This window comes from Pantoea sp. MQR6 (assembly GCF_022761075.1).
In the GTDB taxonomy this organism is placed as follows: Bacteria; Pseudomonadota; Gammaproteobacteria; order Enterobacterales; family Enterobacteriaceae; genus Pantoea; species Pantoea phytostimulans.
In genome coordinates this window covers 204005-221398 of record NZ_JAKYXB010000002.1, presented here as the reverse complement: position 1 = coordinate 221398, position 17394 = coordinate 204005, and the positions used below count along the sequence as shown (strand labels likewise).

The window sequence follows — 17394 nt, the reverse complement described above, 5'->3', positions numbered from 1 at the left end:
CTCAGCGTCCCAAATAAACGTCGATTACCTGTTCGTTGGCCTGTACTTCGCGCAACGATCCCTCAGCCAAAACCTGACCTTGATGCAATACCGTGACGTGATCGGCGATGGTTTCAACAAAACCCATGTCGTGTTCCACCACCATCAGCGAATGTTTACCCGCCAGGCTGCGAAACAGTTCGGCGGTGTACTCAGTTTCGGCATCGGTCATGCCCGCCGCTGGTTCATCCAGCAGCAGCAGATGCGGTTCCTGCACCAGCAACATGCCAATCTCCAGAAACTGCTTTTGTCCGTGTGACAGCAAACCCGCTTTGCGCTGGCGCTCACCGCCCAAACGCAGCAGTTTTAAGACTTCATCAATACGATCCTGCTGCTCGCCGCTCAGACGGGCGCGCAAGCTGGCCCACACGGATTTATCCGCTTTCAGGGCAATTTCAAGGTTTTCAAATACCGTCAGCGCCTCAAACACCGTGGGTTTTTGAAACTTGCGGCCAATCCCCGCGCGTGCAATTTCTACTGGCGAAAGCTGGGTGAAATCGCTGTTCTGGTCGTAGATTACCCGGCCATTATCGGGCCGGGTTTTTCCGGTGATCACATCCATCAACGTGGTTTTACCTGCACCGTTGGGGCCGATCACACAACGCAATTCACCTACGCCGATCTGCAGGGAAAGATCGGTTAGGGCGCGAAAGCCATCAAACGAGACGTTGATCTTTTCCAGCTGCAGGATCGGATCGGTTTGCGCACGGTGGCGATCCGCGCGGTGCGGTTGGGTAAACAGCGGTAAAGGTTCAGTCATCTTTCCTCCGACGCAGCAGGCCAATTACGCCACGCGGCAGAAACAGCGTGACCAGGATAAACATCAGGCCGAGGAAAAACAGCCAGTATTCCGGGAAAGCAACGGTGAAGAAGCTTTTGGCACCATTGACAATGCCAGCGCCCAACAGCGGGCCAATCAGCGTGCCGCGACCGCCGAGCGCCACCCAAATGGCGGCTTCAATTGAATTAGTGGGCGACATTTCGCTGGGGTTGATAATGCCAACCTGCGGCACGTAAAGCGCGCCCGCCAGGCCACAAAGCACTGCAGAGAGCGTCCAGACAAACAGCTTGAAACCTCGGGGATCGTAACCACAAAACATCAGGCGGTTTTCGGCATCGCGAACGGCCGTCAACACCCGACCAAACTTGCTGCGTGCCAGCGCAAAACCCACTGCCAGGCTAAGCAGCAGCAATAAGACCGTGGCGACAAACAGCCCAATGCGCGTGCTGGTGGCGGTGACATTGAAGCCGAGCAGGGTGGTAAAACCGGTGAAACCGTTGTTGCCGCCAAAGCCAGTTTCGTTGCGGAAAAACAGCAGCATGCCCGCGTAAGTCAGCGCCTGCGTCATGATCGAGAAGTACACACCTTTGATTTTTGAGCGGAAGGCGAAGAAGCCGAACACCAGCGCCAGCAAACCGGGCACCAACACAATCAGGCACAGCGCCCAGGCAAAATGTTGGGTGCCTGCCCAAAACCACGGCATCTCATTCCACGAGAGGAATGACATAAAAGCGGGCATGCCATCGCCTGATGCCTGACGCATCAGGTACATGCCCATGGCGTAACCGCCCAAGGCGAAAAACAGCCCGTGGCCCAGCGACAACAATCCGGCGTAACCCCACACCAGATCGAGCGCTACCGCTACCACGGCATAACAGAGGATTTTGCCCACCAGCGTCAGCGTGTAGGTGGAAATGGCTAACGGATGTGCGGCGGGCAGCAGCGCCAGAAAGGGCATCACCAGCAGCGCGAGGGTCAGCAGCATACCGATGCTGAGCGTGAGACGCGGCGCTCTACGCGCCACGGTTAAGGTTATGGGTTGCGTCATCAGTCAATCACCCTTCCTTTAACGGCAAACAGGCCTTGCGGACGCTTCTGGATGAACAACACGATAATTACCAGAATCAATATTTTCCCCAGCACGGCACCGATTTGCGGCTCCAGCACTTTGTTAAGAATGCCAAGACTGAAGGCCGCGACAACGGTGCCCGCCAGTTGGCCGACGCCGCCCAGCACCACTACCAGAAACGAGTCGATGATATAGCCCTGACCGAGTTCCGGGCCGACGTTGCCCAACTGCGACAGCGCCACGCCGCCAAGACCGGCAATGCCGGAACCTAAGCCGAATGCGAGCATATCCACACGACCCGTGGGCACGCCGCAGCAATCTGCCATGGCGCGGTTTTGCGTTACTGCGCGCACATTCATGCCAAGGCGGGTGCGATTCAACAGCAGCCAGGTCAGCGCCATTACCCCAATGACAAACAGGATCACTGCAATGCGGTTCCACGGCAGTACCAGATTTGGCAGCACCTGCAAGCCGCCCGACAGCCATTCCGGGTTAGCAACTTCCAGGTTTTGTGCCCCAAACAACACGCGTACCAGTTGGATCAGCATCAGGCTGATGCCCCATGTCGCCAGCAAGGTTTCCAGCGGGCGACCATACAGATGACGAATGATGGTGCGCTCCAGCGCCATGCCGATGCAGGCGGTGACCAAAAAAGCCACCGGCAGCGCCAGCAGCGGATACCAGGCCAGATAGTGCGGTGCAAACTGCTGAAACAGGTTTTGCACAAACCAGGTGGCGTAAGCGCCCAGCATCAGCATTTCGCCGTGGGCCATGTTAATCACGCCGAGCAGGCCGTAAGTAATCGCCAGGCCCAGCGCAGCTAACAGCAGAATCGATCCGAGCGAAAGACCACTAAACGCCTGACCCAGCAGATCGCCCCACATCAACCGTTTTTGGATTCGCTGCAAGCTTTCGGCAGCGGCGTCACGCACTGTCGCGTCAGGTTCGTTAGCTGCCTGAGTTAAACGTTGCAGGCTGGCTTGGGTGTTAGGATCGCTGGAATCGCCGAGCAGCTTCACGGCTTTCAGACGCACCAACGGTTGAGGATCGGCCAGTTGCAGGTTAGCGATAGCCATCGCCAGCGCAGCGTGAACGCGGCTCTCTTGTTCAGCGGCGAGGCGTTGTTCAATCAGCGGTAGCTGGTCAGCGACGCCGTCATTCTGCAGTTGTTGAGCGGCGCGCAGGCGGACATTTGCATCGTCGCTGACTAACTGGTGAGCGGCGAGTGCACCCGTAACCAGAACGCGTAACCGGTTATTCATGAAGACTTTTTTTACGTCGCCTTCAGGCTGCGGGCTGGCGTCTAACGGCAGCAGAGCGTCGCCGACTTTACTGAAAGGCTGTTTTTTCTGATCGATGACCACGGTTTCGGCTTTCAGTGCTTGCAGCAGCGGCAAACGACTGGCTTCCGGCGCGGCGGCCCACTGTTGTAATAGCATTGCCTGCTGGGTGCGGCTGGCCGCAGCGAAATCCGCTGCCGGTCCGGCGTTGGCAAACAGCGGCAGCCACAGCAGCAGGCTAAACAGGCAGAGGCGAAGATTCATAGGATTGGGCCTCGTTGGTCTGATAAAAATGCGGGTAAGGTGCGTGCGGTCCCCCATCCCATCCTTCCCCCGCACGCGGGGGAAGGAGAAGGTCGTGCTGCACGCGGCTTAGTGGCTAACATTTAGCAGCGTCTTCCTCCCCCACGCGTGGGGGAGGACCGAGGTGGGGGACAGCAGGCACCTAACCTACCCATCCCTGCCTTCCCCCGCACGCGGGGGAAGGAGAAGGCCGTGCTGCACGCGGCTTAGTGGCTGATATTTAGCAGCGTCTTCCTCCCCCACGGGTGGGGGAGGACCGAGGTGGGGGACAGCAGCCACCTAACCTCTTACAGAGTTTGGAGGCAGCAGACGCCTAACCTACTGCGTCGTTTTCACCGGATGGTCAGGCTTTTTGTCATTACCCGCGATATACGGGCTCCACGGCTGCGCACGTACGGGTTGATCGGTCTGCCACACCACGTTGAATTGACCATTCTCCTCCACTTCACCGATCATCACCGGTTTATGCAGATGGTGGTTGGTCTGATCCATGGTCAACGTAAAGCCGTCCGGCGCTTTAAAGGTTTGGCCCGCCATCGCTGCACGCACTTTATCTACATCGGTGGTGCCCGCTTTTTCTACCGCCTGCGCCCACATATGAATGCCGACATAGGTCGCTTCCATTGGATCGTTAGTCACAACAGAGTTAGCATTCGGCAGGTTATGCGCCTTGGCATAGGCACGGTAATCCGCCACAAACTTCGCGTTGGTTGGGTTATCAACCGATTCAAAGTAGTTCCACGCCGCTAACTGGCCGACCAACGGTTTAGTGTCAATGCCGCGCAGTTCCTCTTCGCCCACCGAGAAAGCCACAACCGGAATATCGGTAGCTTTGATGCCTTGGTTTGCCAGCTCTTTGTAGAACGGCACGTTGGAGTCACCGTTGATGGTGGAGACCACCGCTGTTTTGCCGCCCGTCGCAAACTTCTTGATGTTAGAGACGATAGTTTGATAATCGCTGTAACCAAACGGCGTGTAGACCTCTTCGATATCTTTATCCTGCACGCCTTTCGAGTGGAGGAAAGATCGCAAAATCTTGTTGGTGGTGCGTGGGTAAACGTAATCAGTGCCTAACAGAAAGAAGCGTTTGGCGCTGCCGCCATCTTCACTCATCAGGTATTCCACCGCGGGAATCGCCTGCTGGTTTGGCGCTGCACCGGTATAGAAGACATTGGGCGACATCTCTTCGCCTTCATACTGCACCGGATAGAACAGCAGGCCATTTAGCTCTTCAAATACCGGCAGTACCGATTTACGCGATACCGACGTCCAGCAGCCAAACACCACTGCGGCTTTATCCTGTGTCAGAAGCTGACGCGCTTTTTCGGCGAACAGCGGCCAGTTAGACGCGGGATCGACCACCACCGGTTCCAGCTTTTTGCCCAGCACGCCGCCTTTGGCATTGATCTCATCAATGGTCATCAGCGCCACATCTTTCAGCGGTGTTTCTGAAATCGCCATGGTTCCGGAAAGGGAGTGCATGATCCCCACTTTTATGGTGTCGGCAGCCTGAGCGCCCCAGGAAAGGCCCATGCTGACAACCGTAGCGGAGAGTGCGAAAGCCTTGAGCAACGAACGTCTTTTCATCGTTTTAGAACCCCTAAATGTGTTTTGAGTTATTCAATGGGTTGAAGCCGGGCCTGCTGTAACATGTGTAAGGTGATTTTCCTGACCTCCGCCTTACTGACGGCGATATGGTTGGTCAGGATGCGCTGCGCCTCCTCGGTCCGTTGCTGAAAGATCGCCTGTAAAATCTGAGCGTGTTCCTGGTAAGTCGCATCAACACGATCATCACGGGTAAAGTCGAGACGACGGATAATGCGAATTTTTTCGGTTAACTCCGCGTGGATACGCGCCATTTCACGGTTCCCCGCCGACGCCACCAGCGTCATATGAAACGCCTCATCGTGCTGCGAAACGGTTTTTCCCTCTTCTAGCCGCTCCGCCTGAATCCAAAATTGTTTGAGTTCAGTTAACAGCGCGGCGCACTGTTCAGATGGCAAGGCGCACAGGCGTTTTACCGCCTCGCACTCCAGCACGGTGCGCAGGTCGTACAGCTCTTCGAAATATTCGAAGTCAAAGTTCTTGATCTGCCAGCCGCTGCGAAACCAGACCTCGACGTAGCCTTCACGCTCCAGCCAGAAAAGTGCCTGGCGCACTGGCGTGCGGCTCACTTCCATGCGCTCGGCGATTTCATTCTCACTAAAACGATCGCCGGGCATCAGGCGGAACTCGAAAATATCGTTTTTCAACGCCTGATAAACGCGCTCTGCCAGCGCTTCCGGGCGTCCTTTACCGCGTTGCATTGGAGATGACATCAACGCTCCTTATTCCAGCCACAGCAGCGTATCGCCGGGACTGACCGGACGGCCCGCCTGACAGGCAATGCGTTTCACTCGACCCGCCTGCGGCGCGACAATCGCCAGCTCCATCTTCATCGCTTCCACAATGATCAGCGTCTGACCCGCTTCGATGTCGTCGCCCGGCTGCACCACTACTTTCCAGATGTTGCCGTTCATATCGGCCTGCACCGCGAATGCGCTGTCGTCCTCTTCCATGACGTGTAATGTCTCTTCGCTGGTCAGCGGCGCGCTCTGCTCTTCCTGCGCCCAGAGCGTGACTTCCTGTTCGAAAGCGGCCGACTGACGCTGACGGAAGTCGGCAATCGATTCGGCGTTATTCGCCAGGAATTGTTGATGCTCAGCAAAGTCGAACAGCGTTTCTTCAATACGGAGGGTGGCGCGGCCTTCACGGAAGTCATCGCGTAGCTGATTCAGCTCCGCTTCGCTCACCGGATAGAAACGTACCTGATCGAAAAAGTGCAGCAGCCAAGGTTCGTCAGCAGCAAACTGACTGTTTTTCAGGAATTTGTTCCAGATCGGCAGCGTACGGCCTACCAACTGATAACCGCCGGGTGAATCCATGCCGTAGATGCACATGTACATGCCGCCGATACCCACGGTGCCTTCCGCAGTAAAGGTGCGCGCCGGGCTGTATTTGGAGCTCAACAGGCGATGACGGGGATCAATCGGCACCGCGCAAGGCGCGCCAAGGTAAACATCGCCCAAGCCGAGAATTAAATAGCTGGCATCGAAAATCGTATCGCGCACCGCTTCGCGGCTGGCTAAGCCGTTAATGCGTTGGATAAAGTCGACATTATTTGGCAGCCACGGCGCGCTGGCGCGCACCGTTTCCTGATAGCGCTCGACCGCGCCTAAGGTGGCGCTGTCTTCGAACGCCATCGGCATCCAGACAATACGTGACGGCACTTTCAACGTGCTGACGTCGCCAAGCGTGGCTTCCAGCCCTAACAACACGTGCATGAGCTGCGACTGGCTGAGGATGCGGCTGTCATAGCGCACCTGCAAAGAGCGAACGCCTGGCGAAAGCTCTTCCACACCCGGCACCGCCTGTTCGCGCAGCGCATTCATCAACAAGTGGACCCGTAAACGCAGCGCCAGATCCAATACGTTATCGCCATATTCGATCAGCACATATTTGTCGCCCGCCTGGCGGTAAACCGCTTTTGGTGTGCGGTCAGTGGCATCAATAGCAGCCAGAATAGTGGCTGAGCCAAACGCAGTTTCTGCCAGCGAAGGCACATCAAATTTCGGCACGTGTTCGGGGCGCAGCGTTTCTACCACATGCATCTGCGCTTTTTCCAGCGCTAGCGCTTCACTGGCTCCAATTGGATGGAAACGAATTTTGTCGCCCGGTTTCACCTGGCCGACTTTCCATAATTCCGCTTTGGCGATGGTCACTGGACAGACGAAACCGCCAAGGCTTGGGCCGTCGTGCGTCAGGATCACCGGGAAGTCGCCAGTAAAGTTCACCGCGCCGATAGCGTATTCACAGTCATGCACGTTCGAAGGATGCAAGCCAGCTTCGCCGCCGTTGGCGCGAGTCCAGCTCGGTTTCGGGCCCACTAAGCGCACGCCTAAGCGGTTGGAGTTGTAATGCACCTGCCAGTCGCTGGCGAAGAACGCGTCAATGGCGGCCTGAGTGAAAAAGTCGGGTGCGCCGTGTGGGCCATACAGCACGCCGATACGCCATTCCGTGCCGTAATGCGGCACCAGCGCGTTATCCAGCGCTTGCGGTTCGCTAACCGGTGCCGGTGTGGTGCAGGCGGCAAGCTGCGGCTGAGAAATGGCCAGCATGTCTGCAACGCGCAACGTACGACCGGCGTGACCGCCAAACTGACCCAGCGAGAAGGTCGATCGGCTGCCGAGATATTCCGGCACGTCAAAACCGTTGCGCACCGCCAGATAACTGCGGCAGCCACTCTGCGCACGGCCCAACGTCAATGTTTGTCCCGGTTTGACCGTCAGTGGTTGCCAGTAATTTACTGCTTCGCCATCCAGCGTGGCGGCGCAATCGGCGCCCGTTAATGCAATGGTTGCCTCGCTGTGAAAGCGCAGGGTCGGGCCTTGCAAGGTAAATTCCAGACCGGCAGCGGCTTCATGATTGCCGACGATGCGGTTCGCCAGGCGAAAAGCGAAGTCATCCATCGGCCCGGAGGGCGGCACGCCAATATCCCAATAGCCGAGGCGGCCAGGGAAATCCTGAATCGAGCTAAAGGTGCCAGGTTGCAGCACTTCAATCACCGAGGCGGCTGGCGTGAAGCTGTCGAGGAAACGCGTCCAGACTTTGCCGCTGCGAAAGGCATTCGTTGCAATAATCTGGCGCAAATAGTCGAGGTTGGTGGCAATGCCGTGCAACTGCGTGGCGTTGAGCGCAGTCTGCAGCTTTTCCAGCGCGGCTTCACGTGTGTCGGCGTGAACGATCAGCTTGGCGACCATCGGGTCGTAAAAACTGGAGACCTCAGTTCCGGTATCGATCCAGCCATCAATGCGCACGCCTTCCGGGAAGCTGACGCCGGTTAATACGCCGGGGCTAGGCTGAAAGTTTTTCAACGGATCTTCGGCATACAGGCGCACTTCAATGGATGCACCTTGCGGATCCTGTTGCAGACGCGCCCAATCGATACTTTCGCCTGCTGCCACTTTCAGCATGCATTCCACCAGATCGAGACCGGTGACGCATTCAGTGACCGGATGTTCTACCTGCAAACGCGTGTTCACTTCGAGGAAGTAAAAAGCATCCTGTTCGGCGTCGTAAATATATTCCACCGTACCGGCGCTGCGGTAATTCACTAACTCGCCAAGACGCACCGCTGAAGAGAGCAGGGCGTCACGCGTAGCGTGTGGCAAATTCGGAGCAGGGGTCTCTTCTACCACTTTTTGATTGCGACGTTGCAGTGAACAATCGCGCTCACCCAACGCCACCACTTTGCCGCTGCCGTCGCCGAAGATTTGCACTTCTACATGGCGGGCGCGGTCGATGCAGCGTTCGAGAAACACACCGGCATCGCTAAAAAATTGCTCACCGAGACGCCGCACACCTTCCCAGCCATTGCGAAGCGCGTCGGCATCGGCACAGCGCGTCAGGCCAATGCCACCGCCGCCGGCAGTGCTTTTTAGCATGACCGGATAACCAATCTGTTCAGCGGCGCTCAGCGCGTCGTCCAGCGAAGCCAGCAGCGGCGTGCCTGGCGTCATCGGTACGCCGGCGCTGGCCGCCAGTTCACGTGCGCGATGCTTCAAACCAAACTCACCAATCTGCTGTGCGGTGGGGCCAACAAAGGCGATACCGGCCTGCTCGCAGGCATCCGCAAACGGCAGACTTTCAGAGAGAAAACCGTAGCCAGGCCAGATAGCTTCCGCACCGGTTTCTTTGGCAGCCGCTAAAATTTTGTCGATACGCAAATAGCTGTCGCTGGCTTTGTCACCGCCTAACGCAATAGCCACATCCGCATCTTTTACGTGCTGCGCATTGCGGTCAGCATCGGAATAGACCGCGACGCTTTTTACGCCGAGGCGTTTGAGGGTACGAATGGCGCGACAGGCGATCTCGCCACGGTTAGCAATCAACACGGTACTGAACATGGTTTAGTTACTCCCCTGAGCAGCGAGCCAGTTACGCCAGCCACCAAATTCGGTAATCTCCAGCGCGCTGTTCAGCGCGGAACCTTCACAAATAAAGCCTTTCACCACGCGGCCATTTGCCAGCGTCAGGCTGCCAATGCCCAGCGGCGCGGGAATTTCCGCCACAAATTCACCGAAGCGCGCCAGTGGGATATCCCACAACTCGACGGTGATGGCAGAGCCTTGCTCAGCGCGCATCAGGCCTGGCTTTTTGATGGGGCCATCCAGCAGCGCAAACAGGCGATAACAGCGGGCGGTTTGCGTCTCTTCAACGAAAACGGCCTGACGTGTGGTGAGCTGGAAGTTGAGCGGCATTCCGGTAAGGTGCGCACCCACCACAGCGACGCGCACGTGATCGGTTGAAACGGGCAGAGCGGCGTGAACCACGGGCTGAGCTCTACCGGTCGCGCCCAGCGGCAGCGCCATTTGTTGCTGCCAGCGCAGGCCAAAGTCCGCCAGTACACGATCGTGCCAGGCCGGTGCAATCAGCGTGATGCCTGCCGGTAAATCGTCATTGCGAAACGGCGCAGGCAGCGCCAACGCAGCAAGATCGGCCAGGTTGGTGAAGTTGGTGTAATAACCAAAGTGCGAGTTGTAATGCACCGGCTCCTGCTTCATCTCTTCCTGGGTGTGAATGGTGGGTGAAGTCGGCACCACCAGCGCATCAAACTGCGCCAGCGTTTGCTGAATTTGACGCGTCAATTCAGCGCGCAGATATTCCGCTTCATAAGCCTGAACCGCGCTGTATTTCAGGCCGCTGGAAACGATACCGTGAACCACCGGATCCATCTCTTCCGGGCGATTAATCATCTCCCCGACGGCCACGGTGCGCTCTGCGACCCACGGGCCGTAATAGAGCTGTTCAGCTAATTTTTCAAAAGGGGTGAAATCGATAGGATGCAATGTTGCACCGCTGGCCAATAATGCTTCCAACGCCTGATCCCACGCGCCTTCAGCCGCAGCATCGTCAAAAAATTCTGGGTTAGCCGGAATGGCGAAGTCGGGATGCGCTTTCATACTGGCGGGCGCGGTATGAGGATTGTGACGTGAATAGGCATCATCAGCGTCGTAACCGCCCGCTACGCTGGCAACGATGAAGGCATCTTCTACCGTTAAGGCGAACACCGAAATGGTGTCATTCAGGCGGCAGGCCGGAACAACGCCGCTGGCAGAAAACCAGCCTTTGGTCGGTTTCAAGCCCACCATATTGTTGAATCCGGCGGGAACGCGACCTGAACCGGCGGTATCGGTGCCTAATGAGAACGCGACTAAACCACGCGCCAGAACTGAAGCCGAGCCGGAACTGGAACCACCACTGACATAGTCGGCATCAAAGGTGTTGCATACCGCACCAAAGGGCGAACGTGTGCCGACCAAACCCGTGGCGTATTGATCGAGATTAGTTTTACCGATCACAATCGCGCCTGCGGCTTTAAGTTGCGCGACAACAAAGGCGTCTTTTTCGGCAGTATAAGTGAAAGCGGGGCAGGCGGCGGTGGTGGACCAGCCCGCGACATCAATATTGTCTTTCACGGCGAAAGGCACACCGAACAGCGGAAGCGCCGCAGGGTTGCGAAGATAGCTGGCCAGCAGCGGCTCGATCTGGGCGTTAAGCTGGGCGGGTGTCGCCAAATAGAGCCAGGCGTTGTCTTGGGTATTAAGCGCTGCCAGATGCGTTTGCAGCAGCGTGTAGATCTGTTGCGGTTCCTGTTGGTAGCGCTGCTGCCACTCGTTAAGGGTCAAGCCAAATGTCGAAGCCATGCGATGAATTCCAACTGGTATACAAGATGGAATTCAACAGAGCAAAGGCTGTGCCAGATTTTTAACGCTATGATCTGAGGGTTAAAGTTCACCAGTCATAAGTTTAACTGATGATAAAATGCACAACCGCAGCGCAGGGTTTGCGCAATTGCAGTGCGTTTGGCTCACGTTGAGTAAATTTTGTGAAGAACATGGCAAGAGCGCAATGGCCTGGTTAGCATGAAGAAAGTCTGGCACGTAGCCGGAGCCCAGAAACAGAGGAGATTTACGTGGAGAAGTGGCGTAACTGGATGATAGGGATTTGTCTGGTCAGCACGGCCAGCAGCGTATGGGCTGACTCGCTCGATCAACAACGGCAACGTTATCAACAAATTAAGCAAGCCTGGGACAGCAATCAGATGGCGACGGTGGATCAACTGTTGCCCACGCTACAGGATTACCCTCTGTATCCGTATCTGGAATATCGTTTGCTGGCGCAGGATCTCGATCAGGAGACCAGCTTGGCGGTAAAGAATTTCATTCAAAAATATCCTACCTTGCCGCCCGCAAGATCGCTGAGCACGCGCTTCGTCAATGTGCTGGCACATCGTCAAGACTGGCAAGGTGTGTTGACCTTCAGCCCGACTGAACCCAAACCGGTACAGGCGCGCTGTAACTGGTATTACGCCAAATGGGCAACCGGGCAGCAGCAAGCCGCCTTTGAGGGCGCGAAAGCGATTTGGCTGCGCGGCACCGCCTTGCCTAATGACTGCGACGCGCTTTTCTCGGCATGGCAATCGTCCGGTCAGCTTTCGCCAATCACTATTCTGGAGCGTATTCGCCTCGCGATGAAAGCGGGCAATGACAGCCTGGTCAGTTATCTGGCAAAAATGCTGCCTGCCGATTATCAAACCATGGCCGATGCCGTGTTGGCTTTGCAGAAAGATCCGCTTTCGGTCACCACCTTTGCCAGCGCAGTCGGCCCAACCGATTTTACCCGCCAGGCCACAATCTACGCCTTTACGCGTGTAGCGCGTGAGGACATGGAAAATGCCCGCAGCATGATTCCGATCTTAGTGCGTGCGCAAAAGATGGAAGCGGCCGACGAACAGGCGCTGAAAGAGATTGTGGTGTGGCGCATGATGGGCAGCGATCTGACCTCCGAGCAGGCGCGCTGGCGTGATGCGGTAGTGATGAACAGCGAATCAACGGCGCTGGTGGAACGTCGCGTGCGTCTGGCCTTAAGCGAAAACAATCGTCGTAGCCTGAATACCTGGATTGCCCGCCTGCCGGTGGAAGCCAAAGAGAAAGATGAGTGGCAATATTGGCAAGCTGACCTGCTCTTTTCACAAAACCGCAAAGAAGAGGCGGAAGAGATCCTGCGTAAGCTGATGAAGCAACGTGGTTATTATCCGATGGTCGCAGCGCAGCGTTTAGGCGTGGATTATCCGTTGCAGGTCGATGCCGCTCCGAAACCCGACAGTACCACGCTGCAAGGCGCGGAGTTGGCGCGCGTGCGTGAGCTGATGTATTGGGGACTGGATAACCTGGCGCGTAGCGAGTGGGCGAATCTGGTGGCGAGCAGAACGCACGTGCAGCAACAGATGCTGGCGCGCTACGCCAACGAGCAGGATTGGTGGGATCTCAGTGTACAAGCCACCATCACCGCGAAAATGTGGGACAGCTTAAAAGAGCGTTTCCCACTAGCATGGCAAAGTCTTTATCAGCAATACACCCGCGATAAAGGCATTCCGCAAAGCTATGCGATGGCGATTTCTCGTCAGGAAAGTGCGTGGAACCCTAAAGCTCGTTCACCGGTGGGCGCAAGCGGTTTGATGCAAATTATGCCGGGTACGGCTACCCATACCGTGAAGATGTATAACATTCCCGGTTACGTGAATAACAGCCAGTTGCTGGATCCGCAAACCAATATTCAGATTGGTACGCAGTATCTGGAGTATGTTTTCCAGCAGTTTGGGCAGAACCGCATTTTTGCTTCAGCAGCCTATAATGCTGGCCCAGGCCGTGTGCGAAGTTGGCAGAAAACCAGCGCAGGAAATCTGGATGCGGTCGCGTTTATTGAAACCATTCCGTTCTCAGAAACGCGTGGCTATGTGAAGAACGTGTTGGCTTATGATGCGTACTATCGTCACTTTATGGGCCAGCCGGATAAGATCCTTTCGGATGGTGAGTGGAATCGCCGTTACTAGCTGTGCTAAGCTTCCGTACTCTTTAGCGAGTACGGAAGCCCTTTCATGACCCAATCTTTTGCCCCTTCGACCCACACCGGTTCTGCTGACAATAATTGGCTGCGCTTTGTCGATTTGATGCAAGAAGCTTTCGCTAATGGCCATGCGCTGCCGCTGATGCAGTTGATGATGACGCCAGATGAACGCGAAGCCTTTGGCACGCGCTTGCGCATTATCGAAGAGTTGATGACGGGAGAAATGAGCCAACGCGAGCTGAAGAATGAGCTTGGCGTGGGCATTGCGACCATTACGCGCGGATCAAATAGCTTAAAAGAGGCGCCGCCAGAGCTAAAGCGCTGGCTGGAGGCGCGGCTGATTACTGCTGATACAAAGGGTGAGTAAACGGGCACAGCGCCAGTATCAAAGCCTGATGATAAACGCTTGAACGGCTCAATAAACCATGGGTAAAAGCCCCAATTGCGCCACCTTTTTGTTTAATATTCTCTTCGCCAGTTAATCGCGCCATCTCTTCGCCCAGTTCACGTCCTTCACGTAAACCTGCCATTACCACCGGCGGCAGGGTAAAGCTGGCTGAACGAGATTCCCCCCGCTGCTTTTGGTTCTCCACTACCATCCAGGCGAAGGCGCAATCGTCTTCAATGCCGGCTTCAATCGCTACCCAAAAGTTCGCTTCTGGTCGGACCTGACGCGCATTCATCACGCGCTGACGTGCGCCAGTTCGCGTTTCCAGATTGGTTAAGGGCTGAGCCGCCACGCCGCTATCGACCTCGACCCCTTCAATATGGCAGGATCCTTCGCCGAAAACGTCGTTGAACGCTTGTGCAATCGCGCGAATTTTTGCTGGGTTGATGGTGGCTGCGACAACATGGTACATAATTGGTTGAACCCTTGAGTGATTAAGGCAATTTTGGTCGCAGTATAACGGAAACTAAGCATGTTACAGGTCTATCTTGTTCGTCACGGTGAAACGGTATGGAATGCGGAGCGACGCATTCAAGGTCAATCCGACAGTCCGCTGACGGAAAAAGGTGAACAACAAGCCCATCAAGTGGGCGAGCGCGTTAAAGATTGGGGCATCACGCATATCATTTCCAGCGACTTAGGCCGCACGCGTCGCACCGCAGAGATCATTGCCGATGCCTGCGGTTGTGCCGTTACGTTGGATCCACGTCTACGTGAGCTGAACATGGGCGTGCTGGAGAAGCGCCCACTGGACGGTTTGACGGCAGAAGAGGAAACATGGCGTGCTGGATTGGTTAATGGCACCGAAGGCGGCCGTATCCCGGATGGCGAATCAATGACGGAAATGGCGGAGCGTATGCATGATGCGCTGAATACCTGTCTTGATCTGCCTGCAGGCAGCCGCCCACTTATTGTCAGCCACGGTATGGCGTTGGGCGTCTTGGTGAGCACCATTCTCGGATTGCCTGCTTATGCCGAACGTCGTCTGCGTCTGCGTAACTGTTCAATTTCACGCGTCGATCATCAGCAAAGCGCCTGGCTGGCCAAAGGTTGGGTGGTTGAAACGGCGGGGGATATTTCACATCTGGATGCCCCTGCACTCGACGAGTTGCAGCGCTAAGGGCAACGTTGATAAAAAATGCCGTCTCGAGGACGGCATTTTTGTTTAGCTCGCCTGTTGAGGGCGGATAGGAATCAGATATTCGCAACGAATTTCTGTTGGCGGCTCGCTGCGCTTTTTGCCACCGTGGGTGAAGAAGCGCTCGATATCCTGACCCTGGCGACGTGTCAGGCCCAGCGTTGGCATGCAGGTTCCATACAGCAGCAGAATAAATTCTTGCAGCTCAACGCGCGGTCCGGTGTAGGTGAACTGGACGTAATCACCCGCCTCCAGAATTACGCTCTGGCCCGAATGCATGTTGATGGCATTATCGGCCGGCACGGCGGTGGTATAGAGAATTTCCTGCTCATCATCTTTATCGTGGCTGGCGCGCACCTGATGCAAGCCATACAGTACCGGCGGCACCGTATCGGTTTCCAGCAGGAACTGCTTCCAAAAATGGATGCGCATTTCGTCGCGATAGCTGGAAATTTGTTCCAGTGTGCAGGTGTAATTCTGCGTTTGCCCTACCAGTACCGTTTCAGGCAAAGTGACGAAACTCGGTTCTGGCTGTTTATCGTCATCAAGGCGAATCGGCGGACGAATACCGTATGAATTCCAGTCTGATGAACGGCGATACCACGCAGGTGTTTGATTAAACTGCTTTTTAAACGCGCGGGTAAAGGTCTGCTGTGAATCGAAGCGATATTGCAAAGCAATATCCAGGATTGGGCGGCTGGTAAGGCGCAGGGCGACCGCCGCCTTAGATAAGCGGCGTGCGCGAATATAGGCGCCAATGGCGTGCCCGGTGACGTCTTTAAACATCCGTTGTAAATGCCACTTGGAATAACCCGCTTTCAAGGCAACATTATCCAGTGAAAGTGGTTGATCCAGGTGGCTCTCCAGCCAGACAAGCAAATCGCGAATGATACCGGCTTGGTCCATAAAACATCCTCATACTTTCTGGTGGCGCAGCTAAACGCAGTCGACGAATAATAGCACTAATTGCTCAAAGGGCGTGGGCAGTTTCATTTGGGATGATTGTGCTACATCAATGCGGGTTTAGACCCGTTATGGTTTGGTCTTTGTGGACAATTGCCAGTACATTACATTCTCATCTATTACGTTTGCAATGGTAACTCCATGACAATATCTCGCCTTCTCATCGCCGCAGTCGCCACGGTGACTTTTTCCAGCCCTTTACTCGCCGAAGAGATTGGCTCAGTAGACACGGTTTTCAAGATGTTCGGACCCGATCACAAGATCGTGGTTGAAGCCTTTGATGACCCAGACGTCAAAAATGTAACCTGTTATATCAGCCGAGCAAAAACCGGCGGTATTAAGGGCGGATTAGGTCTGGCGGAAGATACATCAGATGCAGCCATTTCTTGTCAGCAAATCGGTGCTGTTGAACTCAGTGATAAAATTGTCCAAGGCAAAGCGCAGGGTGAAGTCGTGTTTCGCCAGCGCACTTCACTGATTTTTAAGAAGCTGCAGGTTGTACGCTTCTTTGATAAAAAGCGCAACGCTTTGGTCTATTTAACCTATTCAGACAAAGTGGTGGATGGTTCACCAAAGAATGCGCTGAGCGCAGTGCCGATTATGCCGTGGCATTAAGGCAAAGAAAAAACGCCCGAATGGGCGTTTTTTTCATTTAGTCTTCGAGATCGCCGCAGAAACGATAACCTTCGCCATGAATCGTGGCGATGATTTCTGGCGTATCCGGCGTGGATTCAAAGTGCTTACGAATACGGCGGATTGTCACATCAACAGTACGATCGTGTGGCTTCAGCTCGCGGCCAGTCATTTTCTTCAGGAGATCGGCACGGGTTTGAATTTTACCCGGGTTCTCACAGAAGTGCAGCATGGCGCGGAACTCACTGCGTGGCAGCTTATATTGTTCACCGTTCGGGTTAATCAGCGAGCGGCTATTAATATCCAGCGTCCAGCCATTGAATTTATAATCTTCCACCTGACGACGCTCTTCACTCGGCAGCGCCAAATTCATGGTGCGTGACAGTAGATTGCGTGCGCGGATGGTTAACTCACGTGGATTAAACGGTTTGGTGATGTAATCATCGGCACCGATTTCCAGACCAAGGATTTTATCCACTTCATTATCACGACCGGTCAGAAACATCAGCGCAACGTTGGCTTGTTCACGCAGTTCACGCGCTAACAGCAAGCCGTTTTTGCCGGGAAGGTTGATGTCCATGATCACCAGATTGACGTCATTGTCGGTCAGAACCTGATGCATCTCAGCACCGTCGGTCGCTTCATACACCACATAACCTTCAGCCTCAAAAATACTTTTGAGGGTGTTACGCGTGACCAGTTCGTCTTCAACGATAAGAATGTGTGGGGTCTGCATATTTCGCTACCTAAAATTTGCCAACAAATCGAAATCAGGGCGTACAGCGGTTATTC

The 17394-nt window shown here is 55.3% G+C and carries 14 protein-coding genes; 4 read left to right on the top strand and 10 right to left on the bottom strand.

Going from position 1 to position 17394, the window contains the following annotated elements; translation table 11 throughout:
• Position 1: 1 nt before the first annotated feature.
• The 7 genes from urtD to atzF form a co-directional block, all read right to left on the bottom strand.
• On the bottom strand, positions 2-799 hold the full coding sequence (gene urtD, locus MUG06_RS11145; RefSeq protein ID WP_215847688.1) for an urea ABC transporter ATP-binding protein UrtD: 798 nt from the start codon (positions 797-799) through the stop codon (positions 2-4).
• Complete coding sequence (gene urtC, locus MUG06_RS11140) at positions 792-1868, bottom strand: urea ABC transporter permease subunit UrtC (protein WP_243078637.1); 1077 nt, start codon at positions 1866-1868, stop codon at positions 792-794. The genes urtD and urtC overlap by 8 nt, the downstream gene beginning before the upstream one ends.
• Positions 1868-3433 carry an urea ABC transporter permease subunit UrtB gene (gene urtB / locus MUG06_RS11135; protein ID WP_243078636.1) on the bottom strand — a complete coding sequence of 522 codons (1566 nt, stop codon included), beginning with the start codon at positions 3431-3433 and terminating at the stop codon, positions 1868-1870. Before urtB ends, urtC begins: the two co-directional genes overlap by 1 nt.
• Positions 3434-3790: 357 nt before the next feature.
• A complete protein-coding gene (gene urtA, locus MUG06_RS11130; RefSeq protein WP_215847686.1) occupies positions 3791-5059 on the bottom strand; it encodes an urea ABC transporter substrate-binding protein in 1269 nt (422 codons plus the stop codon).
• A gap of 29 nt (positions 5060-5088) precedes the next feature.
• Complete coding sequence (locus tag MUG06_RS11125; RefSeq protein ID WP_243078635.1) at positions 5089-5790, bottom strand: GntR family transcriptional regulator; 702 nt, start codon at positions 5788-5790, stop codon at positions 5089-5091.
• A gap of 9 nt (positions 5791-5799) precedes the next feature.
• Positions 5800-9417, bottom strand: a complete 3618-nt coding sequence (uca, locus tag MUG06_RS11120; RefSeq protein ID WP_243078634.1) for an urea carboxylase — start codon at positions 9415-9417, stop codon at positions 5800-5802.
• A gap of 3 nt (positions 9418-9420) precedes the next feature.
• Positions 9421-11217, bottom strand: a complete 1797-nt coding sequence (gene atzF, locus MUG06_RS11115; RefSeq protein WP_243078633.1) for an allophanate hydrolase — start codon at positions 11215-11217, stop codon at positions 9421-9423.
• 269 nt (positions 11218-11486) lie between these two features.
• On the opposite strand from atzF, the gene sltY reads away from it, so the two are divergent.
• Entirely contained in the window at positions 11487-13406 is a 1920-nt protein-coding gene (gene sltY / locus MUG06_RS11110) for a murein transglycosylase (RefSeq protein ID WP_215847684.1), read from the top strand.
• A gap of 45 nt (positions 13407-13451) precedes the next feature.
• Positions 13452-13787, top strand: coding sequence for a trp operon repressor (gene trpR / locus MUG06_RS11105; protein ID WP_215847683.1), 336 nt, complete (start codon positions 13452-13454; stop codon positions 13785-13787).
• Here trpR and yjjX read toward each other — a convergent pair.
• Positions 13762-14280 (bottom strand): inosine/xanthosine triphosphatase, encoded by a 519-nt coding sequence (gene yjjX / locus MUG06_RS11100; protein WP_243078632.1) that lies wholly within the window; start codon positions 14278-14280, stop codon positions 13762-13764. The genes trpR and yjjX overlap by 26 nt on opposite strands.
• A gap of 60 nt (positions 14281-14340) precedes the next feature.
• Between yjjX and gpmB the strand changes: the two genes are divergently transcribed.
• Entirely contained in the window at positions 14341-14988 is a 648-nt protein-coding gene (gpmB, locus tag MUG06_RS11095) for a 2,3-diphosphoglycerate-dependent phosphoglycerate mutase GpmB (protein WP_215847682.1), read from the top strand.
• A gap of 45 nt (positions 14989-15033) precedes the next feature.
• On the opposite strand, the gene robA is transcribed toward gpmB, so the two are convergent.
• A complete protein-coding gene (gene robA / locus MUG06_RS11090; protein WP_243078631.1) occupies positions 15034-15912 on the bottom strand; it encodes an MDR efflux pump AcrAB transcriptional activator RobA in 879 nt (292 codons plus the stop codon).
• 198 nt (positions 15913-16110) lie between these two features.
• On the opposite strand from robA, the gene creA reads away from it, so the two are divergent.
• Positions 16111-16584 carry a protein CreA gene (gene creA, locus MUG06_RS11085; RefSeq protein ID WP_215847680.1) on the top strand — a complete coding sequence of 158 codons (474 nt, stop codon included), beginning with the start codon at positions 16111-16113 and terminating at the stop codon, positions 16582-16584.
• A gap of 37 nt (positions 16585-16621) precedes the next feature.
• On the opposite strand, the gene arcA is transcribed toward creA, so the two are convergent.
• A complete protein-coding gene (gene arcA, locus MUG06_RS11080; RefSeq protein WP_215847679.1) occupies positions 16622-17338 on the bottom strand; it encodes a two-component system response regulator ArcA in 717 nt (238 codons plus the stop codon).
• Positions 17339-17394 lie beyond the last annotated feature (56 nt).